The following is a 21,234-nucleotide window of genomic DNA, read 5'->3' on the forward strand; positions in this document are numbered from 1 at the left end:
GCGAGCACCATGCCGAACGTCGTCGTCATCGGAGCGCAGTGGGGAGATGAGGGGAAGGGCAAGGTCGTGGACCTGCTCACCGAGCATGCCCAGGTGGTCGTCCGCTTCCAGGGCGGCAACAACGCCGGGCATACCCTTGTCGTGGGCGGGCAGAAGACCGTCCTGCACCTGATTCCCTCGGGCATTCTCCACCCGGGGAAGACGTGTGTCATTGGCAACGGAGTGGTGGTGGACCCCGCCGTCCTCGTTGGGGAGATTGACGCGCTGAAGGCGCGCGGCTTCCTCAAGGACGACGCGCAGCTCCTCATCTCCGACAATGCCCACGTCATCTTCCCGTGGCACAAGCTGCTGGACAGCTTCCGCGAGAAGGCGCGCGGTGGCAGCGCCATTGGCACCACGGGCCGGGGCATTGGCCCCGCGTACGAGGACAAGGTCGCCCGGCGCGGCATCCGCGTGCGGGACCTGCTCAACGCGGAGCGGCTGCGCGCGCGCATCGAGGCGCGGCTGCCGCAGGCGCTGGACGAGCTCAAGGAGCTGTGCGCCCAGGCAGGGGCCCCGGTGCCCCAGCTGGAGGTGCCGCAGGTGCTGGCCGAGTTCTCCGCCCTGGGTGAGCGGCTCAAGCCCTTCGTCCACGACGCCTCGCTCTACCTGTCCGGCCAGGTGCGCCGCGGCGCGCGCATCCTCTTCGAGGGCGCGCAGGGCACGCTGCTGGACGTGGACCACGGCACCTATCCGTTCGTGACGTCTTCCAACTGCGTCGCGGGCAACGCGGCGGTGGGCTCGGGCCTGGGGCCCACGGCCATCGACAAGGTGATGGGCATCAGCAAGGCCTACACCACGCGCGTGGGCGGCGGCCCCTTCCCGACGGAGCTGAACGACGCCACCGGCGACCAGCTGCGCAAGGTGGGTGACGAGTTCGGTGCCACCACGGGCCGTCCCCGCCGCTGCGGCTGGCTGGACGGCGTGGTGCTGCGCTACGCCGCCCGCGTCAACGGCCTGTGGGGCATGGCGCTCACCAAGCTGGACGTGCTCAGCGGCCTCAAGACGCTGCAGATCTGCACCGCGTACGAGCTGGACGGCCAGAAGGTGACGGAGCTGCCCGGCGACTACGAGGACCTGGCCCGCGTCAAGCCCATCTACGAGACGCTCCAGGGCTGGGACGAGCAGATCGCCGGCGTGCGGACCTTCGACGAGCTGCCGGAGAACGCCAAGCGCTACGTGCGGCGGGTGGAGGAGGTCAGCGGCGTCCCCGTGGTGTGTGTGTCCGTGGGTGCGGACCGCGGCGAGACGGTGCTGCTCCAGAACCCGTTCCGGAGCTGAACGGGCACCCGCCCGTCGTGTGGGCGCTGACGAGGCCCGGGTTTTTCTGCTACGGCTCCTGGTTCGACACCCCCGGGAGCCGTCATGGTCGTCTTGCGCAGATTCGTCATCGCGCTGTCCGCGGCAATGCTGTTGGGTGCCGCGGAGCCTTCCGACGCGGCCCGGGCCGCCTTTCTCCGGGGGGAGGCGGCGCTGTCGCGTGGCCGCTGGGATGACGCGGCCGCGGCGTACCGCGAGGCCCTGGCCGAGACGCCCGGCTACCCCGCCGCCCTCAACGGCCTGGGCAGCGTGCTCTTCCGCAAGGGGCAGGTGGAGGAATCGCTCACGCACTTCCGAGCGGCCACCCAGGCCGACCCTGGCTTCAAGATGGCGTGGTTCAACCTGGGCTATGCCGCTCGCAAGGCGGGAGACGCGGCCACCGCGGCGCAGGCCTACGAGCACTACACCCAGCTCGAACCCGGCGACGCGGATGGGTACTACGGGCTGGGGGAGAGCTACCGGCAGCTCGGCCAGAATCCGAAGGCCATTGCCGCGTATCAGGCGTACATCGCCCGCGAGCATCGCAAGGGGGAGCAGGTCTGGGTCCTCAAGGCGACCGAGCACCTGAAGGCCCTGGGCGCCGAGCCCCTCCCGGCCTCCGCTGCCGCCGTGGCGGAGGCCTCGCCGGCCGTCGCAGCCGCCGCCATGTCGACCGAGTCCGCGGAGTCCCGGACAGCCAATCCGGCGCTGGCGGCCTCGCGCATCCGTGACGGCGACGCGCTGATGAAGGAGCGCCGCTACCGTGAGGCGGCCTTCGCCTTCCTGGATGCGTCCCACGCGGATGCCGGCCATGTCGAGGCGCTGTTCAAGCTGGGCAATGCCCTGGCGGTGCTGGGCTACTACGGCCAGGCGGTGGTCCAGTGGGAGCGGGCTTCCACGCTGACGCAGGATGCCGCCATCCGCCAGAGCGCCAGGGAGAACATCGACCGCGCCCGCGCGAAGCAGGTGCAGCAGGGCGCGTCCCCCCAGGCCGCGGGGCTGGCACCCGGCTCGGGACCCGTGGCGGACACGACCCGCGCCCAGGCCCGCCGTGCCTACGAGCAGGGCGTGCAGCGCATCGCCAGCAAGGACTTCAGCGGCGCGCTCTCGAGCCTGACCCAGGCCATCCAGCAAGAGCCCATGTTGGCGGTGGCCTACGTCGCGCGCGGCAGCGCGAACATCGGCCTTCGTCGTTACGCGGAGGCCGCGGCGGACTACCAGTACGCGCTGGAGCTGGAGCCTGGTTCGGCTTCTCCGCTTTACGGGCTGGCCGAATCTTTCCGCGCGATGGGCCGTGCGCTCGAGGCGCGCGAGCTCTACGAGCGCTACGCCGCCTCCTCCGCCGCGGACGTCCGTCCTCAACTCCAGGAGGAATCCCGACAGAAGGCGGCGCGCCTGCGTTGACCGGCAGGCAGGAAGCCTGGGGGCAGGTGGACCGTGTCAGCCCCAAGCATTAGCTTCCATGAATGACCGGGCACGACGCGGAATCGAACGGACGGCAGGTCTTCAGGCCCCGACGGGTCCTCGCGGCGGTGATGGCCGCAGCAGGACTGCTCTGGGTGGCCGTGCTGGTGTACCTCCTGCGCTTCTTCGATGAAGTCCCGCTCAAGACGTTCCTGTCGGCGGGCTTCTTCGTCCTCTTCTTCGCCGTGTCGCTCATGTACTACGGGCGCACGCTCATCGTGGTGGACGCCCGAGGGCTGACCTACCGCGGCATGGTGCGGACGCGGCGCTTCACCTTCGCGGACATCCGCAAGCTGGATGTGCTGCCGGGGCCCGTGACGGTCTACGCCATCCGGGGCAAAGCGGGGCTGGTCCACTTCACCAGCTTCTTCCGCCACCACCAGCAGCTTGCCCGGCTTCTCGTGGAACGCGCGGGACTGGGGCCGTTACCGGGCTGAGCCGCCGCTCGGGGGCGTCAGGGGCTTCCCGTCGCCAGCAGCCAGGTGATGGCGACGCCCGCGGAGGCCGCCAAGGTGCCCAGGCCAATCAACCACCATTCGCCTCGGCGCTTGGGGCTTTCGGGCGTCGTCTCCGGGGGCGCGTCTGACGACGGCTCGACGGAGCTGGGCGCGGGCGCCTCGGCGGAGGGCGGCTCCTCGGGGGCGGGTGGGGCAGGGGGGGCCGGTTCCTCCATCGCCGCCTGGAAGCGGAGCAGTGAGCGGCCCAGCTCGATGACGTCGCCGTCGGCCAGGGGCACTCGGGCTTCGACGCGCCGGCCGTTGAGGAAGACGCCGTTGGGACTGCCGAGGTCCTCCAGCGTGAAGCCATCCTCTCCGTGAAGGACGCGGGCATGCATCCTGGAGACGGCCCTGTCCCTCAGGCGCAGGGCCACCTCGCGCCCTCGGCCAATCTCCGTGGTGGGCTCCGCGAGGGCGTGGACGCGCCCCACGTCCAGCCCGGTGAGACAGGTGAGGGTGGCCGCCCGGGACAGCCCCGGTTCATTTGTTCCCGTGAGCAGGCCCTTGAGGAGGGCCACCGTGCCCACGCCGCGCTCGCCGACGGACTCCTGGAGCACCCGCAGCCCCATGTCCTCGGGCAGGCCGAGCGCCTCTCCGGGCAACACCAACCGTGGCACGCCTGGGGGGACGAGCACGCCGTTGACGGAGAAGGTGCGCGCGGCCTCCACCATCAGCCGCTGCGCTTCGATGCGAAGGCTGAGCAGCTTCGGCGGCAGGCCTTCCAGGTGGATGTCGTCCTCCGGGCCGCCTCCCAGCAGGTGGAGGCCCTCGGCGAGCTCGAAAGGGGTGGTGGTGCCCAGGTGCTCGAATTCGAAGCGCATGGACCGCGAAGGGAAGCAACGTCCTGACCGCTGCGAGGGCCCGGGGTTTCGCGGACTTGCCGCGCGGGAGCGTCCCGGGGCGGACGGGGCCGTCCTGGAGGCGGGACGTCGGTGCCCACCGGCTCAGGCCGCGCGCGAGGTTTCCGGGGACGGGGGCGTGCGGGTGTCTGGGCCCAGCCGCGCGCCCGGGAAGACGGCCACGGCAGAGCCATCCGCGACGAACGCGGAGCTGGGCTTGCCGCGCAGGAAGGGGACGAACCGCTCGCCGTACATCCCCGCCACGTCGACCTCGAGCTGGGAGCGCTCCACCTGCCACACGGACCAGCGGGGGTGTTCCACGCGGTACTCCGCGCAGCCGCCGTCGCGCTGTGCGGTGTAGCCCCAGTAGTGCTCGGTGATGAATTCTTCCTCGGAGCCGGGCTCGCTCGGGCGCGGTGCGCCGCGCGTCGTGGCGGACAGGTGCTGCCACCGCCCGTTCGCCTTCCACGCATACTCGAGCTGGCCAGCAGCGCCCGCCTCCGCCCCTTCCATGGCCACGACGTGCCGCATGGGGAGGGCGACATACGGCTCGTTGTAGAGCACGCGCGCCACGGTGGCGATGGCCAGACGGGGGACGATTTCCTTCACGAACACGACGCCGCGCCGCCAGCCGTCCTCGGCGAAGTGCCGCACGTAGAAGCGCAGGTTCACCTCGTCGAAGTTCCGGTGGAAAGGAACCGGCAGCCCCCGAACGCGGGTGTCGAGGAAGCGGAACCCCACCATGCTGGCGAAGGTCCGGCCCTGCCACGTGTCCAGCTCCGTGCCGCTCGGAACGAGGGGACGGAGCACGTCCGGGTCCACCTCGTAGTTGAGCATCAGGAGATACCGCCACGAGGCCGTGAGGAAGGGGCGCATGCCCTACGCGTAGTGCGCGGCGCTGCCCGATGTCCAACGTGGTGGCGGGCGCGCGTGGCGCTCGCTCACCCCTCGCAGTAGTTGGAGTGCTGCGCTCGGTGGGCCTACCAGGTCGCTCCGATGTTCAGGGTGCCCGCGTAGCTGCCTCCGCTGTTGAAGTTGCGGTCGCCAATGGTGACGTCACCGGGCGGGGCGTTCGCCGCGAACTCCTGGTCGATGAGGAAGTTGTACTGGACGCGCGCGTCGGCGGTGAAGCTGCCCATGTGCAGGCGCAGGCCGCCGCCCACGGGGACGCTGGCCACCGTGTCATCCGAGAACGCGAGCGTCGGGGCGCGCACGTTGTACCGGCTGAGGCCGACGCCGCCCAGGACGTAGGGCTGGAGGGGCGCGGCGCCCAGGCCCAGGGTGGCCACCGCGTGCGCGCCGTTACGCACCAGGTCGGGGCCGCTCGTGGAGCCCGTCAGCACGCGCTCGTCGAAGTTGTTGATGGCGCCCGAGTAGCCCAGCTCGATGCCCAGCACCTTCGAGGGCTTGATGGCCACCGTCACGCCGTAGCCGAGGCCGGGGTTGATGTCGGAGCCCAGTGCGCTCGTGTAGCCCTCGACACCGCCGCCGATGAGGAACGTCAGGCCCCGCATGTCGGCAGAGGACTCCAGCCGCTCCTGCGCCATGGCGCTCCCCGCTCCCAGCACACCCACCACCGCTCCCACCTTGAGTAGAGTCTTCATTCGCGCCTCCCTTTGGGCCTGAACCACTGTTTGAGGCGAGAAGATGGGAGTCACCGCTCGGCATGACAATTGCCGAGGCCGCGACGCGGCGCGCCCATCCAGCCCGCCTGCTCGCCCAGCGCGTGGTGGACCCATCCGGTGTGAAGCCCGCTAGGATGCGCGGCCCCGATGCGTCTTTCATCCTTCGTCATCGCTCCGCTGCTGGCCGTCACCTGCCTTGCCACCGCCTGCCGTGATGAGCAGGCCGGTCCGCGTCCGCGCGAGCCACGCATCCCCGCTCCCACGCAAATGCGCACGCTGGATGCCGCGCCCGCGGACCTCACCTTCCGCAGCGGCAAGACGTTCGCCGGCGGGGCGGTGGTGTACCTGGGCTCCAAGGTGTCGCCGGAGAAGGCCGCGCCCGGCGCGCAGGTGCGGCTGTCCCACTACTTCCAGGCGGTGCGCCCGCCCCCGCGGGGCTTCAGCTTCTTCGTCCACGTGGTGGACCCGGCCAGTGGCGGCATGCTGACCAACGCGGACCATGAGGTGCAGGGCGGCGCCGCGCCGCTGGCCTCATGGCCGGTGGGCAAGGTCATCGAGGACGTCCACACCGTGGCCATGCCCAACGTGCCCGCGCGTGTGGTGCTGGGCTTCTGGCGGGGCGATTCGAGGCTGCCCGTGGATGACGCGGACGCGCATGACGGCTCGCAGCGCATGCTGGGGCCACAGCTGGGTGGTGCCGCGCCGGAGCTGCCCGAGTACACCGTTCCACGGGTGAGCCAGGCGCCCACCATCGACGGGGTGCTCGATGACGCGGCGTGGAAGCAGGCCCGGCCGGTGGTGCTGCGCCGCAGCTTCGACGGGCGCCCGGCGCGCCTGCGCACCGAGGCGCGGCTCGTCCACGACGGCGAGTTCCTCTACGTGGCCTTCGACCTGGAGGACCCGGACGTGTGGGGCACGCTGCGCAAGCGCGATGACCCCATCTACGAGGAGGAGGTGGTGGAAATCTTCCTCGACGCCAACGCGGATGGGCGCACGTACAACGAGCTCCAGGTGTCTCCCCACAACGTCATCTTCGACGCATACTTCCCGGCGCGCCGGCAGGGCATGGACCGCTCGTGGGATTCGGGGATGACGTCCGCGGTGAAGGTGCGCGGCACGCTGGACGACGCGTCGGACCGCGACGAGGGCTGGTCGGTGGAGATGCGGATTCCCTTCGACCGGCTGGCGGAAGTCCCTCACCGCCCGCCCCGGCCGGGTGACCGCTGGCGCTTCAACCTCTACCGGCTGGAGCACCATGACCGCCGCACGGTGGAGGGACAATCCTTCTCGCCCCTCTTCATCGGCGACTTCCACGCGCTGCCGCGCTTCGGCTGGCTCGTGTTCGAGTGAGCGCGGCCGTGCTCACGCGTGAGGGGTGATGTCCCAATGGGATTCCGCCATCGAGCGCTCGGTGGGGTCTCCCAGGAAGCGGAGGAAGCCTCGGAGCTCCATCGTGTCGATGAGCTCCTCGGCCTCCAGCTCCGAGAACCCGCGCAGGTCCACGAGCAGGTTGCGCATGACGGACTTGCCTCGGAGGTACCCCACGGGTTCGCCCGGGCCGAGCGCGTTCTTCAGGTCGGCGGTGAGCTGCTGGAGGTCGATGTCCTCTGGAATCATCGGCCTGAAGGTGAGGATGGGGAGGTGGCGCGCGCAACCGGGGGCGCCTCGGCGACGGTGGGCTCGGCTGGCAGGAAGGGGATCAAGCGGACGTCCCGGCCATCACTCTCCACGGTGACGGCGCCGTGCCGGTCCGTGCGCCAGCACTCGCTCCCCAGGGCGCGATAGCGGGCTTCCACCTCCGTGTGGGGAAACCCGTACCGGTTGCGCCGCCCCACGCAGAAGACGACGTGCCGGGGGCGCGTGCGCGCGAGCAGGGCCTCCGTGGAGGAGGTGCGCGAGCCATGGTGCGGCGCCTTCATCACCGTCACCGGACCGAGCCGCTCGGCCAGGGCGTCCTCGCCATCCGCTTCCACGTCGCCGGTGAGGAGCACGGTGACGTCGCCATGGCGCACGAGCAGCACCACGCTCCGGTCGTTCGCGCCCTCCAGCAGCTCGCGCGCGTCTGGCTCCGGTGGGCCGAGGACTTCCACCACGGCCTCGCCCAGGCGCAAGGGCGGATGGCCTGCCTCGACCTCCTCCACGCGCGCGTCTCCAGCGGCTGCCACCACCTGCCGTGTCAGGGGGCCGTCTTCTTCACCCGCGGGCAGCCATAGCCGCTCGGTGGGGACCTGCTTCAGCGCGGATGCCAGCCCGAGCGCATGGTCCGGGTGGGGATGGGACAGCACGGCCAGGGCCAGCCGGGAGATGCCCGCGTGCTTCAGGTACGGCAGGACGAATCGCTCTCCGGGGTCCATGCCACCCGGGACGCCCCCGCCATCCACCAGAAGGTGCTCGCCCCGCGAGCTGACCACCACGGAATCGCCCTGGCCCACCGCGAGGAAGGTGACACGCAGACCGGGCTGCGGGGTGAGCACGGGCGCCAGCATCGCGGCGCCGACGGCGGCGGGAGCCAGCAGCCCGGCCAGCCGCCAGCGCCCCGTCCCCAGCGCCCACGCCAGGAGCCCAGCGGCGTAGAACACCGACAGGAGCCCCAGCGATGGCACCTCCACCGAAGCCAGGGGCACCGCGGCGAAGAAGCGCGTCAGCGCCAGCAGCAGCTCGGAGGCCCAGGCGCCGGCCCACAGCACGGGGGTGGCCAGGACGGGGGCCACGACGAAGAGGGCGGCACCGCCCGCCGCCAGGCCCGTGAGCAGCCCGCAGAGGGGCAGGGCGATGACGTTCGACACGAGCCCCGCGAGGCTCACCCGTCCAAAGGTCGCGGCGACGATGGGCAGCCCCGACAGCGTCGCCGCGGCGCTCGCGCACAGCGTCTGGGCCACCGTCTCCTTGACCTGGCCCCACCAGCGCCGCACGCGGCGGGGCTCGGACGGGTCGGGCTCCGCCAGGGGAAGTGCCTGCCTCAGGGGCGGAGAGAGCAGCACCAGCCCCAGCACGGCGAGGAATGACAGCCGCAGCGACAGGTCGACCACGCTGGAAGGCGCCCACGCCACCAGCACCACGGCCGCCGCCGCGAGCCCATTGAGCCCGTCCGCGCGACGCCACAGCGCCAGGCCGAGCAGCACCACGGTGGCCATGACCGCGGAGCGCACCGCGGGAGGCTGGTTGTCGGTGAAGACGACGTAGGCCCAGACGAAGGGAATGGACGCGGGGGCCGCCACCTGTCGCGCGTCCAGCATCCGCCAGCGCGAGCCCGTGCGCACCACCACGCGCCGCAGCACCGCGAGCGTCATCAGTGCCAGCGCGGCCACATGCAGGCCGCTGACGCTCAGGACGTGCGCCAGCCCCGCGCGGGAGAAGGCGTCTTCCCACGCGTCATCCAGCGCCGCGCGCTGTCCCGCGGCCAGGGTGAGGAAGAGCGCCGCGGCGTCCGTGGACGGCGCCACCGCATGCACCGCCTCCGCCAGCCGCGTGCGCGTGCCCTCCAGCGCCACGCGCCACGCCGGAGCAGGGGAGAGCACCAGCAGCCGCCGTGCGTCCAGGCCGCCGGTGAAGGCCACGCCTTGCCGACGGCGCGTCACCCCGAAGTCCTTCTCGCCGGGATTGGACGGGGGCGCATCCGGCATCAACTTCGTCTCCGCCCTGACGCGCTGCCCGGGAAGCAGCGGTGGCGGCTCACCCCGCAAGGACAGGTTCATCCGGAACCGCACGGGCTCCAGCGGCCCCGGAGGCACGCCGGCCCGCGCGACGGCCAGCCTCACCCGCGTCGTGCCGTCGAAGCGCTCCACGCGCTCGGTTTCACCTTCGACGATGACGGGCCCGCCTTGCGCCAGCACTGGCGGCACGTCGACCCGGGTTTCCCACGTGGCGAGCCCCGCGCCCACCGCCCAGAGCGACGCCAGCACGGCGAGATGCGCACCGGGCAGCCTGGCGAGCGCCAGCCCGAGTGCTCCAAGTAAAAGCCCACAAACGAGAAATGGACCGCCCGTTGCACTTGTTACCGGGGCGCAGAGTGCTCCGAGAGACAGGCTCAGGGCGGGAAAGAAGAGAGGACGCGCGCCCAGGTCGCGCCACGCATGACGTTCCACCTTCCCACCCCCACCCGCCGCCCGTCACGCTGGTGCACACATCTGCCGACACCGCGTGTAGAAACCGACAACGTAGTCGGGCGCGTCCTGGGTGGTCAAGGCGATATCGTTGCCCGCGGATGTGGTTTGTGGTAGTAGTGCCCGGCTGAAAGGCCGGGAGCGAGTCTTTCAAGGAGGCAGTGAGTGCAGACCAGCTTCAAGACTGGTGACAAGGCGGTTTACCCGGGCCAGGGCGTCGGTGAGGTGATGGGTATCGAACACACCGAGGTGGCCGGGCAGCGCCAGTCCTTCTACGTGCTGCGCATCCTGGAGAACGGAATGCGGATCATGATCCCGATCAACAAGGTCGGGTCGGTCGGTCTCCGGGAGATCATCAGCGAGGAGGACGTCAAGCAGGTCTACTCCATCCTCAAGGAGAAGGACATCTCCGTCGACTCCACGACGTGGAACCGTCGCTACCGGGAGTACATGGAGAAGATCAAGACGGGCTCGGTGTTCGAAATTGCCGAGGTGCTCCGCGACCTCTACCTCCTGAAGGGCGACAAGGACCTGTCCTTCGGCGAGCGGAAGATGCTGGACACCGCCCGCTCGCTGCTCATCAAGGAGCTGTCGCTGGCCAAGGACTGCTCCGAGGAAGAGATCGAGTCGGACCTGAAGAAGATCTTCAACCTGGCCTGAGCGGGCCGGGCTGCTGTCCGAGACTCGTCGCCCCGGGTTCCCATGCAGGGAGCTCGGGGCTTCGTCTTTCCACGCCACGTCATGTCCGCCCATGAGTGAGCCGCGTCCGAAGTCCCCCACGGAGGAGGAGCGGGACCGCCGTATCGCCGAGTTGGAGGCGCGGCTGTCGCGCCGCCGCGTGGGCGTGCGGCCGGTGGCCGCGCTCATGGCCATCGCCGTGGGCCTGACGCTGCTGGGGATGCAGTGGAGGGATTTGTCGTACTTCCTGTCCCCGGACGTGCCGTTGACGCTGGGCGCGGAAGGGGCGTACCGGTTCGAGGCGCTCGTCTCCAATCGCTATGCGCAGGTGCATGGCGTGCCCACGGTCCGAGGGGCCTATGAGCGCGCGGACGGAGGGCTCTATGTCCTGGTGGGGCTGCGCGACTCGCCCTTCGTCGTGCGGCGCTCTGCGCTCCCGGGCGAGCAGTGGACGGAGGGGCGTCCTCCGCCGCAGCCCGACCAGCGCCCCTTCGCGGTTCGCGGCCGGTTGCTGGCACAGGAGGACACGCCCCGCTACCGGGATGCGCTGGCCTTGCTGGAGCGCATGGGCGAGGTCCAGCCCCACGAGGGCCGGCTGTGGCTCCTCGTCGAGGGGGAACGCCCCGGCGCCGACCGGGGCCTGCTCCTGGTGTCGTTGGCGCTGGTCACCTTCGTGGTGCTCAACGCCATGCTGCTCGTCAGGGGGCTGAAGCGCCGTTGAGCCGGGCGAGGTGCTCGCGTGCCTCGCGGTTCCCGGTGTCGTGCTTGAGGGCCTGCTCGAACGCGGCGCGTGCTTCGGTGGGGCGACCCGCGGCGGCGTGCTCGACGCCGACCTGGAGGTGCAGGCGGGACAGCTGCTTGCGCAGCGGCGGGCCGTGCTTGCTCCAGCCGTGCGCCAGCGCGTCATCGACGGACAGCGCGAGCGTCAGCTGGGTGATGGCCTCGGGGATGTCGCGCTTCGCCAGGGCCTTGCGTGCTGCTGCTTCGGCGGTCGCGAACTGGACGAGTTGTTCGTGTAGCGCGCCGAGGTTCGCCGACTGGGCCAGGTTGCGCGCCGCCGCGACGTTCCCGGCTTCGTAGTGGCGCAGCACGTCGGCTTCCGCGTCGGACGCACCCACGTCGGCGTGGGCGCCGCCCGCCGAGGATGCGCGTGAGCTCGAGGCCGTGCGCGTCGGGTGGCCGGTCCTGGTACTGCTGGCCGCGATGTTTCGGGCTCCAGGCGCGGTGGCGTCCTGGTCATGCGCGGGGCGCTGGAGGATGGCCGTGTCGTCCCGGTTCATCGCCATGCGATCGCTGGCGGTGAGAGGCACGGGCCGGACCTGCTTCGTCGTCCCTCGCGCGACGTTCAAGGCGCTGATGCCAGTGGCTTTGGGTGTCAGTGCTTCCTGGGGGGCCCGACCTGAGGCGACGTCGCCTGCCCGATACGAACCATGCGCATCGTGGGTGGTGCCAGCGGGGGCGCCCGGCGATGCCCGCGCCATTGCGTCGGCGGTGGAGGCGGCAGCTCCCGTCCTGGAGCCTGTGGTCGACTCCGATGAGGCGGCCGCGGACGCTGCGCCAGTCTTCGCGCCCGAGTCCGGGGCCGATACTCCGACATCGACTCGCGCATCCGGGCCGTCCGTAGTCGCCGCGCCGTTCCGCGCCATTGCGCCCGTACCTGCCACGCCGCTCCCTGCCGTCGCGTCCAACCCCGCCGAGCCCACTCCTGCCTTCGCGACCATGGCCGCCGAGCCGTCACCACTCCTCTCGGCCGGGAGTGCCTCACCGATGGTGCCCGACGCCGAGCCGTCACCAGGTGCAGCCGGCGCAGAGGCGGACTGCTGCGACGCGGCCAGCGGTGGCGACACCGAATCCTCCGCGCCACCCGCCAGACGCATGGAGAGCAGAGCGATGAGTGCCGCCACCCCAGAACCCAGCGCCGCGGCGCCCAGGGCCACCCCCAGGGAGCTCAGGGCCTTGCGCGGGGGCGCCGCTTCGGGCGTCGCCACCTGGGGGATGCCATGAGCGGGCGTGCCATGGCCACGCAGGCGCAGCAGGGCGTTGCCGAGGGAAATCTCATCCCCCGGCAGCAGCTCGACTTCGGAGGCGATGCGGTGGCGGTTGAGGAAGGTGCCGTTCTGGCTGCTCAGGTCCTTGAGGAAGAAGCGCTCACCCCGGCGGGTCAGGTGCGCATGGCGCCGGCTGATGGACGGGTGCTGCAACCGCAGATCCGACGAGGACGAGCGCCCAATCACCAGCGCGCCCTGCTTCACGGGGACGAGCTGTCCGGCGCCGGGCCCTCGCTCGACGTACAGGAAGGCGGGCGCGTAGCCCGGGTCCGAGTATTCGTGCGCGGTGTCGAAGCGGGAGGCGAGCTCCCGGTCGCTGTTGGCGCGCACGCCCGGACCCTGACGCCGGTTCCTTCGCGAGCCGGCGGGATATTGGGGAACGCGCTGCGGCCGCGGGTCGTCTGCCTGGAGCGGGTCCACCTCGTCATCGTCGAAGGGGAGCTCCACGTCGGAATCCTGGGGCGCCTGCGTACCGGGCGGGCGGGGCGGCCGAGGAGGCCGCTTGGAGTTCGGTGGAGCCATGATGGCCATTCTCCCAGATTGGGGGCGGCGACGAACCCCTCGCGAATACTGGCCTGTCCGGGACCCGAGACTCTAGAGTGAGGGATACACCCACGCCTATGGACCCAAGAGGATTGCCGCACGTGACCCCGCCCGCCATCCGGCTCTTCAACACCATGACCATGCAGAAGGAGCTGCTGCAGCCCGCTGTCCCGGGCGAGGTGGGGGTCTACGTCTGTGGTCCTACCGTCTACAGCTACATTCATATCGGGAACGCGCGCACCTTCACCTCCTTCGACGTGGTAGTCCGCTACCTTCGTCACCGGGGGCTGAAGGTGCGTTACGTCCGCAACTTCACGGACGTGGACGACAAGATCATCAAGGCCGCCGCGGAGACAGGGGAGGCCCCCGTGGCGCTGGCGGCGCGGTTCGTGGAGATCTTCCGGGAGGATGCCCGGGCGCTGCACCTGCAGGAGCCGGACGTGTCGCCGCGCGTGAGCGACCACCTGCCGGAAATCATCGCCATCATCCAGAAGCTGGTGGACAAGGGGCACGCGTACGCGTCGCAGGGAGACGTGTACTTCTCGGTGAGCAGCGACCCGGACTACGCGAAGCTGTCCAAGCGCAACCTGGATGACTTGTGCGTGGGGGAGCGCGTGCAGCCGGGCGAGCAGAAGCGCGAGCCGCTCGACTTCGCGCTGTGGAAGGCCGCCAAGCCGGGCGAGCCCGCCTGGGACAGCCCCTGGGGACCGGGCCGGCCGGGCTGGCACATCGAGTGCTCCGCCATGAGCGCGAAGTACCTGGGTGAGACGTTCGACATCCACGGCGGCGCGCTGGACCTCATCTTTCCCCACCACGAGAACGAAATCGCGCAGAGCGAGTCGGCCAACGGGGTGACCTTCGCCCGGTACTGGATGCACTGCGGCTTCCTGGACCTGGAAGGCGCGAAGATGTCCAAGTCGCTGGGCAACGTGGTGCGCCTGCGCGACGCGCTGACCAAGGTGGACCCGGAGGCGCTGCGCTTCTTCTTCCTCTCCACGCACTACCGCCACCCGCTGTCGTTCTCCGACAAGGCCCTGTCGGACGCGGAGGCGCGCATGGAGTACTTCTACGAGACGCTCCGCAAGGTGGACGAGCGCGTGGCGGGCAAGGACTTCGGCAAGGGGCCGCTGCACGGCGAGCCACACCGCTTCTTCGCCGAGTTCGAGTCCGCCATGGACGACGACTTCAACACCGCGGGCGGCCTGGGCGCGTTGTCGGGGCTCTTCGGGATGATGAACGAGCTGACCGACAAGCCGCCGGTGAAGGACAAGGCGCTGATGGGCCGCACGCTCCAGGCGCTGCGCGAGGACGTGCGCCGCGTATCGGGCGTCCTGGGGCTCTTCGAGGACGCGCCGGCCGCGTGGCTGTTGCGCCGCCGGGAGCGTGCCGTGCGCGAGCGCGGCATCGACGTGGCGGACGTGGAGCGCCTGCTGAGCGAGCGCACCGCCGCGCGCGCCGCGAAGGACTTCGCCGCCGCGGACCGGGTGCGAAGCGAGCTGAAGCAGAAGGGCGTGGAAATCATGGACACGCCCGCCGGCACGACGTGGAAGGTGGCGCCCGCGCAGGGGTGAGGCAGGGCTTCGGGTGTCCCGGGCTTCGTGTTAGGGCTCGGGGCACCATGATGCGCTCGCTGCCCCTGCTCCTCGTCCTCTGCTCCGCTCCGTCGCTCGCGCAGCGCGTGCCGCTGACGACGCCCGCGGAGAAGTCCGCGTCTGGCGCCATCGTTCCGGACGTGCTGCGTGCCCACGTGCGTTTCCTCGCGCATGACCTGCTGGAGGGACGCGGGCCCGGCACGCGGGGGGACGCGCTCGCGCAGGCGTACATCGCCTCGCAGTTCGAGGCGCTCGGGCTGAAGCCCATGGGCACGGACGGCTCGTACCTGCAGCCCTTCGACCTGGTGGGCGTCACCAGTAGCCCGAAGCACCTGACGTTCCGCGCGCCCCAGGGCACGGTGGACCTGAAGTTCCAGGAGGACTTCATCGCCGTGTCCGGCGTGCAGTCGCCCGAGGCGAAGCTGGAGGACTCCGAGCTCGTCTTCGTGGGCTACGGTATCCAGGCGCCCGAGTACCAGTGGGACGACTTCAAGGGGATGGACGTGCGCGGCAAGACGCTGCTCATCCTCAACAGCGACCCGGAGGACGACCCGGCGCTCTTCGCGGGCCGGACGCGCCTCTGGTACGGCCGCTGGGATTACAAGTACGAGCAGGCGGCGAAGATGGGGGCGGCCGGCGCCATCATCCTCCACACCACGCCGAGCGCGGGCTATCCATGGCAGGTGGTGCAGACGTCGTGGACGGGCGAGCAGTTCGAGCTACCCGCCGCCGAGGGGCCTCGCCTCCAGGTGAAGGGGTGGACGACCGAGGCGGCGACGCGCCGGGTGCTGCAGCTCGCGGGCAAGGACCTGGACGCGCTCCGGGCCACCGCGCAGCGGCGCGACTTCCAGCCCGTGCCACTTGGCGTGACGGTGTCTTCGAGGCTCGTCAACTCGGTGCGCCGCAGCCCCACGGCCAACGTGCTGGCGCTGCTGCCCGGCAGTGACCCCAAGCTGTCCCAGGAGGTGGTGCTCTACACCGCGCACCATGACCACCTCGGCCGGAAGGAGGGCGGCGCGCCGGGCGAGGACACCATCTACAACGGCGCGCTCGACAACGCGTCCGGCGTGTCCGCCATGCTCGCCGTCGCGCGGGCGTTCCGGGCGCTGCCCCAGGCGCCGCGCCGCTCCATCCTCTTCGCCGCCGTGGCCGCGGAGGAGCAGGGACTGCTGGGCTCCCAGTACCTGGCCGAGCACCCGCCGGTGCCCCACGGCCGCGTGGCCGCGAACATCAACATCGATGGCGCCAACATCCACGGCCGCACGCGCGACATCACCGCCATCGGCCTGGGCAAGTCCAACCTGGATGCCACGCTCGTCGCCCTGGCGAAGGCTCAGGGCCGGGTGGTGAAGGCGGACCAGCTGTCCGACCGGGGCTTCTTCTACCGCTCGGACCAGTTCAGCTTCGCCAAGCGGGGGATTCCCGCCGCCTACTTCGGCAGTGGGATGGACTTCATCGGCCGGCCGGAGGGCTGGGGCAGGCAGCAGCGCGAGGTGTGGGAGTCGAAGCACTACCACCAGCCCTCGGACGAGCTTCGCCCGGACTGGGACTTTTCCGGCGCGGTGGAAGACGCGCGCCTGTTCTTCCTGCTGGGGGCCCACGTGGCCCGCAGCCCGCAGATGCCGCGCTGGAACAAGGGAGACGAGTTCGAGGCCGCCCGCCTGCAATCCCTGGAAGCGCTGAAGCGGCTGGACACTTCGCGGTAGTCAAGGCCACGAACATCCGGCCTTCCCATCCGCACGGTGTTAGATCTCGCGGGTATGCCGGACTTCCAACTCGTCAGCGACCACAAGCCCGAGGGCGACCAGCCGAGGGCCATTGACGAACTCACGCAGGGCGTCCTGCGGGGCGACCGCTATCAGACCCTCCTGGGTGTCACCGGGTCGGGCAAGACGTTCACCATGGCGAACGTCATCGCCAACGTGAAGCGGCCCACGCTGGTGATGGCCCACAACAAGACGCTGGCCGCGCAGCTCTACGGCGAGTTCAAGGCGCTCTTCCCGCACAACGCCGTCGAGTACTTCGTCTCGTACTACGACTACTACCAGCCCGAGGCCTACGTCCCGTCGACGGACACCTTCATCGAGAAGGACTCGTCCATCAACGACAACATCGAGCGGATGCGCCATTCGGCCACCCATTCGCTGCGCACGCGCGACGACGTCATCATCGTCGCCAGCGTCTCCTGTATCTACGGCCTCGGCGCGGCCCGCAGCTACGTGGACCTGGCGGTTCGCGCGGTGGTGGGCGAGGAGATGGGCCGCGACACGTTCATGCGCAAGCTGGTGGAGGCCCAGTACAAGCGCAACGATCTGGACTTCCACCGCGGCACCTTCCGCGCGCGCGGCGACACCGTCGAGGTGTTCCCCGCCTACGAGGAGGAGCGCGCCGTGCGCGTCAGCTTCTTCGGCGACGAGGTGGAGCGCGTCACCGAGTTCGACCCGCTGCGTGGCGTGACGCTGGGCGCGCTGGACAAGATCGTCATCTTCCCCGCCAGCCACTACGTGGCCGAGGAGGACGTGCGCCGCCGAGCCATCCAGACCATCCGCGACGAGCTGGCCGAGCAGCTCCAGATCTTCAAGCGCGAGGGCAAGCTGCTGGAGGCGCAGCGGCTGGAGCAGCGCGCCATGTTCGACCTCGAGATGATTGAACAGGTTGGCTACTGCAGCGGCATCGAGAACTACTCGCGGCACTTCTCGGGGCGCGCCGCCGGCGAGCCACCGCCGTGCCTCATCGACTACTTCCCGCGCAACCTGCTGGTGATGCTCGACGAGAGCCACCAGACGGTGCCGCAGATTGGCGCCATGTACCGCGGCGACCGCGCGCGCAAGGAGACGCTGGTCAGCTTCGGCTTCCGCCTGCCGAGCGCGCTGGACAACCGCCCGCTCAAGTTCGGTGAGTTCGAGGAGCTGGTGCCCCAGGCCATCTTCGTCTCCGCGACGCCGGCCGAGTACGAGCTGCAGAAGTCGCAGGGCGTGGTGGTGGAGCAGATCATCCGCCCCACGGGCCTGACGGACCCTGAGGTGGAGATTCGCCCCGTGGGCAACCAGGTGGATGACTTGCTGGAGGAGGTGCGCCAGCGCGTCGCCCGCAACGAGCGCGTCCTGGTGACGACGCTCACCAAGCGCATGGCCGAGGACCTCACGGAGTACTTCGCCGACGTGGGCGTGCGCGTGCGCTACCTGCACTCGGACATCGACGCGATCGAGCGCACCGCCATCATCCGCGACTTGCGCAAGGGCGAGTTCGACGTGCTGGTGGGCATCAACCTGCTGCGCGAGGGCCTGGACATCCCCGAGGTGTCGCTGGTGGCCATCCTCGACGCGGACAAGGAGGGCTTCCTGCGCAGCCACGTCTCCCTCATCCAGACGATTGGCCGAGCGGCCCGCAACGTGAACGGCCGCGTCATCATGTACGCGGACAACGTCACCGACTCCATGAAGAAGGCCCTGGACGAGACGACGCGCCGCCGCGACATCCAGCGCGCCTACAACAAGGAACACGGCATCACCCCGCGCTCGGTGAAGAGCCACATCACCGACCTGTCCGAGCACGTGGCCTACGACGCGGGCGACGTCGCCGCGCTGCCCATGGCGGCAGAAGGCGAGGACGACGTCCTCCAGCCGAAGGAAATCAAGCGGCTCATCGAGGAATTCACCAAGGACATGCTCGCCGCCGCGGACGAGATGCAGTTCGAGAAGGCCGCCGAGTACCGCGACCGCGTGCAGCTCCTGAAGGACATGGACATGGGGCTCAAGCCGGCGTCGCGCTCGCTGCTGAAGGCGCCGCCGAAGGCCGCGGAGGCGGAGCCCGCGAAGAAGGGCCGGGGCCGGGGTGGTGGCGGAGGCCGGACCTCCCGGGCCCGGGCCCGCCGGTAGCGGGGGAGGAGGGGGCCGTCATGGACGCGAAGCTTCAGGAGAAGCTGGACGCACTGCCCACCGAGCCCGGCGTGTACCTGATGAAGGACCGCCGCGGGCACGTCATCTACGTGGGCAAGGCCATCAACCTGCGCAACCGCGTGCGCTCGTACTTCACCCGCACGGGGGACACGCGCGTCTTCGTGTCGCTGCTGGACCAGCTCCTCGGCGACCTGGAGACGGTGCTCGTCAGCAACGAGAAGGAGGCGCTGCTCCTCGAGAACGAGCTCATCAAGAAGCACCGGCCGCGCTTCAACGTCCTGCTCAAGGACGACAAGCAGTTCATCTCGTTGCGTCTGGACCGGACGCAGCCGTACCCGCGCCTGGAGGTGGTGCGCAAGTACGAGCGGGACGGCGCGCGCTACTTCGGGCCGTACTCCAGCGCGGGCGCCATTCGCGAGACACTGCGGGTCGTCAACCGCTTCTTCCACCTGCGGACCTGCACCGACCACGTGCTGGCCAACCGCAAGCGGCCCTGTCTGCTGCACCAGATTGGCCGCTGCCCCGCGCCCTGCGTGTACCCGGTGCCCCAGGAGGACTACCGCCGCAGCGTGGACGAGGTGGTGCTGTTCCTGGAGGGCAAGGCCGGCGAGCTGGTGGAAGGCCTGCGCCTGCGCATGAAGCGCGCCGCGCAGGAGCTGAAGTTCGAGGAGGCCGCGCGGCTGAGAGACCAGCTGAGCGCCATCGAGCGCAGCCTGGAGCGCCAGAAGGTCGCCACCACCGACTTCAAGGACCAGGACGTCTTCGCCTTCCACCGCGAGGGCGACCGCATCCTGTTCTACGTCCTCTGGGTGCGGCAGGGCCGCCTCAACGGCGGACAGGCCTTTCCCTTCGGAAGCCAGGAGTTTCCCGACGAGGAGCTGCTCGCCTCGTTCGTGAACCTCTACTACGACCAGGGCAGCTTCGTGCCGGAGGAGGTGCTGCTGCCGCTGGAGCTCGAGGACGGCACCGGTGGCCTGGAGGCCCTGCTCACGGAGCGCAAGGGCGAACGCGTGCGGGTGATGGTGCCCAAGCGCGGCGAGAAGCACGACCTGGTGAAGATGGCGGCGAAGAACGCCGAGCAGGCCTTCGTGGAGCGCCGCCGCACGAAGGACGAGACGGACACCGTGCTGTCCCGGCTCCAGCAGCGGCTGGGGCTGCGCAACTTCCCGCGCCGCATGGAGTGCTTCGACATCTCGCACTTCCAGGGCTCGGCCATCGTTGCCTCGCAGGTGGCGGTGACGGACGGGGAGGCGGACAAGTCGCGCTACCGGAAGTACAAGATCAAGACACTGGAGAAGCAGGACGACTTCGCCAGCATGTACGAGGTCATCTCGCGGCGCCTCAAGCGGGGCCTGGAGGACAACGACCTGCCAGACCTGCTCGTCATCGACGGTGGCAAGGGGCAGCTCGCCAGCGCGCACGCGGCGATGAAGGACGCGGGCGTGGAGACGGTGGACGTGGTGGGTCTGGCCAAGAGCCGCGACCTGGAGGTGTTCGACCGTGACGCGGAGAGCGCGCGGAGCCCCGAGCGTGTCTTCGTGGTGGGGCGCAAGGACCCCATCGTCCTGACCCAGAACTCGGCGGAGATGTTCATGCTCACCCGAATGCGGGACGAGGCCCACCGCTTCGCCATCACCTTCCAGAAGCAGGTGCTGCGCAAGAGCCGGGTCCGCTCGGCGCTGGAGGACATTCCCGGCGTGGGTGAGACGCGGCGCAAGCAACTGTTGCGGCACTTCGGGTCTCTCAAGCGGGTGGGGGAGGCCTCCATCGAGGAGCTCGCCGAGGTGGTGGGACCGGCCATGGCGGAGCGCGTCCATGCGGGCCTTCACGGCCACCCGGAAGAGGATGCGGAGGACCCCGTACGCGAGGCCTCCCTGGACGATGCGAGCGAACCTGTGAACGAAAAAACGCAGGGAGGGCTGCCACCCGGGGCCGCGTGATTAATTTCCGCTGCAGACCTGCTGGGAGTGCGCTGGAAGCGCGACGTTCCTGGGGTTTTTCATTGCGACTGGGCTCGGCGCTGAACTATAGCGGTTGACGATTCCGAGCACGTTTTACAGAGGGCGAGGGACCGACATGAGGCTGTATCCGAAGGTGATCCCGATCATCTCGCGCGAGGCCATTCAGCAGCTCATGCAGGACGGGGACATCGAGGTGGAGCCGATGCGCGTGGCGGACGCCGAGATGGACCTGTCGGCCATCATGCGTGAGTACCTCGCGAACGAGGAGCGTGTGAACCAGGCGACGCGTGAGGCGCTGGAGCGTCGCGGCTATGACTACTCCAAGTTCAACCAGGTGAAGCGCGAGATGGCGGACGTCCGCGGCTTCAAGATGGGCGACGAGGGCATCGAATACGTCATCAACCAGATGATTGAGTTCCTGCTCATCAGCCGCAACGTCGAAGAGGTGTATTCGGCGGATAACGGGCTGCGTCAGAAGATCTTCGCCGTCATGAAGCGCCACCTGGACGTGGACGACGAAATCGACAAGGAGGCCCGCTCCCGCCTGAAGCACCTGCAGGAGGGCACCAGCGCCTTCGACATCGAGTACAACAAGACGGTCGAGCAGATTCGCCGGGCTCGCGGCCTCATCTAGTTCTCAGGGGTGG

General features: G+C 69.9%; 17 protein-coding genes. 11 read left to right on the forward strand and 6 right to left on the reverse strand.

Features of this window, described 5'->3' with window-relative positions; translation table 11 throughout:
* Positions 1-9: 9 nt before the first annotated feature.
* The 3 genes from VZL07_RS28010 (at position 10) to VZL07_RS28020 (ending at position 3,239) form a co-directional block, all read left to right on the forward strand.
* A complete protein-coding gene (locus VZL07_RS28010; protein ID WP_426750864.1) occupies positions 10-1,320 on the forward strand; it encodes an adenylosuccinate synthase in 1,311 nt (436 codons plus the stop codon).
* Between the two features lie 84 nt (positions 1,321-1,404).
* A complete protein-coding gene (locus VZL07_RS28015) occupies positions 1,405-2,742 on the forward strand; it encodes a tetratricopeptide repeat protein (protein WP_426750866.1) in 1,338 nt (445 codons plus the stop codon).
* A 62-nt stretch (positions 2,743-2,804) separates the two neighbouring features.
* Entirely contained in the window at positions 2,805-3,239 is a 435-nt protein-coding gene (locus VZL07_RS28020) for a PH domain-containing protein (RefSeq protein ID WP_426750868.1), read from the forward strand.
* A 17-nt stretch (positions 3,240-3,256) separates the two neighbouring features.
* Here VZL07_RS28020 and VZL07_RS28025 read toward each other — a convergent pair whose 3' ends face one another.
* The 3 genes from VZL07_RS28025 to VZL07_RS28035 all read right to left on the reverse strand — a co-directional run bounded on the left by VZL07_RS28025 (position 3,257) and on the right by VZL07_RS28035 (position 5,742).
* Complete coding sequence (locus VZL07_RS28025; protein ID WP_426750870.1) at positions 3,257-4,120, reverse strand: FHA domain-containing protein; 864 nt, start codon at positions 4,118-4,120, stop codon at positions 3,257-3,259.
* A gap of 123 nt (positions 4,121-4,243) precedes the next feature.
* A complete protein-coding gene (locus VZL07_RS28030) occupies positions 4,244-5,014 on the reverse strand; it encodes a YqjF family protein (protein ID WP_426750872.1) in 771 nt (256 codons plus the stop codon).
* A 104-nt stretch (positions 5,015-5,118) separates the two neighbouring features.
* Positions 5,119-5,742: a hypothetical protein gene (locus VZL07_RS28035; protein ID WP_426750874.1), complete on the reverse strand. Its 624-nt coding sequence runs from the start codon at positions 5,740-5,742 to the stop codon at positions 5,119-5,121.
* Positions 5,743-5,910: 168 nt separating this feature from the next.
* Here VZL07_RS28035 and VZL07_RS28040 point away from each other — a divergent pair, with 168 nt between their 5' ends.
* The gene (locus VZL07_RS28040) at positions 5,911-7,113 is read left to right on the forward strand and encodes a carbohydrate-binding family 9-like protein (RefSeq protein ID WP_426750875.1); all 1,203 of its coding nucleotides are present in this window, start codon (positions 5,911-5,913) and stop codon (positions 7,111-7,113) included.
* A gap of 12 nt (positions 7,114-7,125) precedes the next feature.
* Here VZL07_RS28040 and VZL07_RS28045 read toward each other — a convergent pair whose 3' ends face one another.
* Together VZL07_RS28045 and VZL07_RS28050 are read right to left on the reverse strand one after the other, a co-directional pair.
* Positions 7,126-7,380, reverse strand: coding sequence for a hypothetical protein (locus VZL07_RS28045; RefSeq protein ID WP_426750877.1), 255 nt, complete (start codon positions 7,378-7,380; stop codon positions 7,126-7,128).
* Positions 7,377-9,848 carry a DNA internalization-related competence protein ComEC/Rec2 gene (locus VZL07_RS28050; RefSeq protein ID WP_426750878.1) on the reverse strand — a complete coding sequence of 824 codons (2,472 nt, stop codon included), beginning with the start codon at positions 9,846-9,848 and terminating at the stop codon, positions 7,377-7,379. The genes VZL07_RS28045 and VZL07_RS28050 overlap by 4 nt, the downstream gene beginning before the upstream one ends.
* Before the next feature lie 183 nt (positions 9,849-10,031).
* Here VZL07_RS28050 and VZL07_RS28055 point away from each other — a divergent pair, with 183 nt between their 5' ends.
* Both VZL07_RS28055 and VZL07_RS28060 read left to right on the forward strand, forming a co-directional pair.
* The gene (locus tag VZL07_RS28055; protein WP_013939202.1) at positions 10,032-10,526 is read left to right on the forward strand and encodes a CarD family transcriptional regulator; all 495 of its coding nucleotides are present in this window, start codon (positions 10,032-10,034) and stop codon (positions 10,524-10,526) included.
* A 91-nt stretch (positions 10,527-10,617) separates the two neighbouring features.
* Positions 10,618-11,265, forward strand: coding sequence for a hypothetical protein (locus VZL07_RS28060; RefSeq protein WP_426750879.1), 648 nt, complete (start codon positions 10,618-10,620; stop codon positions 11,263-11,265).
* Here the strand turns inward: VZL07_RS28060 and VZL07_RS28065 are convergent.
* The gene (locus VZL07_RS28065) at positions 11,243-13,114 is read right to left on the reverse strand and encodes an FHA domain-containing protein (protein WP_426750880.1); all 1,872 of its coding nucleotides are present in this window, start codon (positions 13,112-13,114) and stop codon (positions 11,243-11,245) included. The two genes, VZL07_RS28060 and VZL07_RS28065, sit on opposite strands and share 23 nt — an antisense overlap.
* A gap of 98 nt (positions 13,115-13,212) precedes the next feature.
* Between VZL07_RS28065 and cysS the strand changes: the two genes are divergently transcribed.
* From cysS to VZL07_RS28090, 5 genes are all read left to right on the forward strand, one after another.
* Positions 13,213-14,706 (forward strand): cysteine--tRNA ligase, encoded by a 1,494-nt coding sequence (cysS, locus tag VZL07_RS28070; RefSeq protein ID WP_426750881.1) that lies wholly within the window; start codon positions 13,213-13,215, stop codon positions 14,704-14,706.
* Positions 14,707-14,753: 47 nt separating this feature from the next.
* Complete coding sequence (locus tag VZL07_RS28075; protein ID WP_426750882.1) at positions 14,754-16,433, forward strand: M28 family metallopeptidase; 1,680 nt, start codon at positions 14,754-14,756, stop codon at positions 16,431-16,433.
* Between the two features lie 54 nt (positions 16,434-16,487).
* Positions 16,488-18,605 carry an excinuclease ABC subunit UvrB gene (gene uvrB / locus VZL07_RS28080; protein ID WP_426750883.1) on the forward strand — a complete coding sequence of 706 codons (2,118 nt, stop codon included), beginning with the start codon at positions 16,488-16,490 and terminating at the stop codon, positions 18,603-18,605.
* Between the two features lie 20 nt (positions 18,606-18,625).
* Complete coding sequence (gene uvrC, locus VZL07_RS28085) at positions 18,626-20,566, forward strand: excinuclease ABC subunit UvrC (RefSeq protein ID WP_426750884.1); 1,941 nt, start codon at positions 18,626-18,628, stop codon at positions 20,564-20,566.
* A gap of 136 nt (positions 20,567-20,702) precedes the next feature.
* A complete protein-coding gene (locus tag VZL07_RS28090) occupies positions 20,703-21,221 on the forward strand; it encodes a DUF507 family protein (protein WP_013939209.1) in 519 nt (172 codons plus the stop codon).
* The last annotated feature ends 13 nt before the right edge of the window (positions 21,222-21,234 follow it).

This window comes from Pseudomyxococcus flavus, assembly GCF_050038885.1.
GTDB lineage: Bacteria > Myxococcota > Myxococcia > Myxococcales > Myxococcaceae > Myxococcus > Myxococcus flavus.

What these genes read in the sequence shown, in the direction of transcription:
- VZL07_RS28010 (WP_426750864.1), top strand. Translation starts at nt 10, where the DNA reads ATGCCGAACGTCGTCGTCATCGGAGCGCAGTGGGGAGATGAGGGGAAG.
- VZL07_RS28015 (WP_426750866.1), top strand. Translation starts at nt 1,405, where the DNA reads ATGGTCGTCTTGCGCAGATTCGTCATCGCGCTGTCCGCGGCAATGCTG.
- VZL07_RS28020 (WP_426750868.1), top strand. Translation starts at nt 2,805, where the DNA reads ATGACCGGGCACGACGCGGAATCGAACGGACGGCAGGTCTTCAGGCCC.
- VZL07_RS28025 (WP_426750870.1), bottom strand. Translation starts at nt 4,120, where the DNA reads ATGCGCTTCGAATTCGAGCACCTGGGCACCACCACCCCTTTCGAGCTC.
- VZL07_RS28030 (WP_426750872.1), bottom strand. Translation starts at nt 5,014, where the DNA reads ATGCGCCCCTTCCTCACGGCCTCGTGGCGGTATCTCCTGATGCTCAAC.
- VZL07_RS28035 (WP_426750874.1), bottom strand. Translation starts at nt 5,742, where the DNA reads ATGAAGACTCTACTCAAGGTGGGAGCGGTGGTGGGTGTGCTGGGAGCG.
- VZL07_RS28040 (WP_426750875.1), top strand. Translation starts at nt 5,911, where the DNA reads ATGCGTCTTTCATCCTTCGTCATCGCTCCGCTGCTGGCCGTCACCTGC.
- VZL07_RS28045 (WP_426750877.1), bottom strand. Translation starts at nt 7,380, where the DNA reads ATGATTCCAGAGGACATCGACCTCCAGCAGCTCACCGCCGACCTGAAG.
- VZL07_RS28060 (WP_426750879.1), top strand. Translation starts at nt 10,618, where the DNA reads ATGAGTGAGCCGCGTCCGAAGTCCCCCACGGAGGAGGAGCGGGACCGC.
- VZL07_RS28065 (WP_426750880.1), bottom strand. Translation starts at nt 13,114, where the DNA reads ATGGCTCCACCGAACTCCAAGCGGCCTCCTCGGCCGCCCCGCCCGCCC.
- cysS (WP_426750881.1), top strand. Translation starts at nt 13,213, where the DNA reads ATGGACCCAAGAGGATTGCCGCACGTGACCCCGCCCGCCATCCGGCTC.
- VZL07_RS28075 (WP_426750882.1), top strand. Translation starts at nt 14,754, where the DNA reads ATGATGCGCTCGCTGCCCCTGCTCCTCGTCCTCTGCTCCGCTCCGTCG.
- uvrB (WP_426750883.1), top strand. Translation starts at nt 16,488, where the DNA reads ATGCCGGACTTCCAACTCGTCAGCGACCACAAGCCCGAGGGCGACCAG.
- uvrC (WP_426750884.1), top strand. Translation starts at nt 18,626, where the DNA reads ATGGACGCGAAGCTTCAGGAGAAGCTGGACGCACTGCCCACCGAGCCC.
- VZL07_RS28090 (WP_013939209.1), top strand. Translation starts at nt 20,703, where the DNA reads ATGAGGCTGTATCCGAAGGTGATCCCGATCATCTCGCGCGAGGCCATT.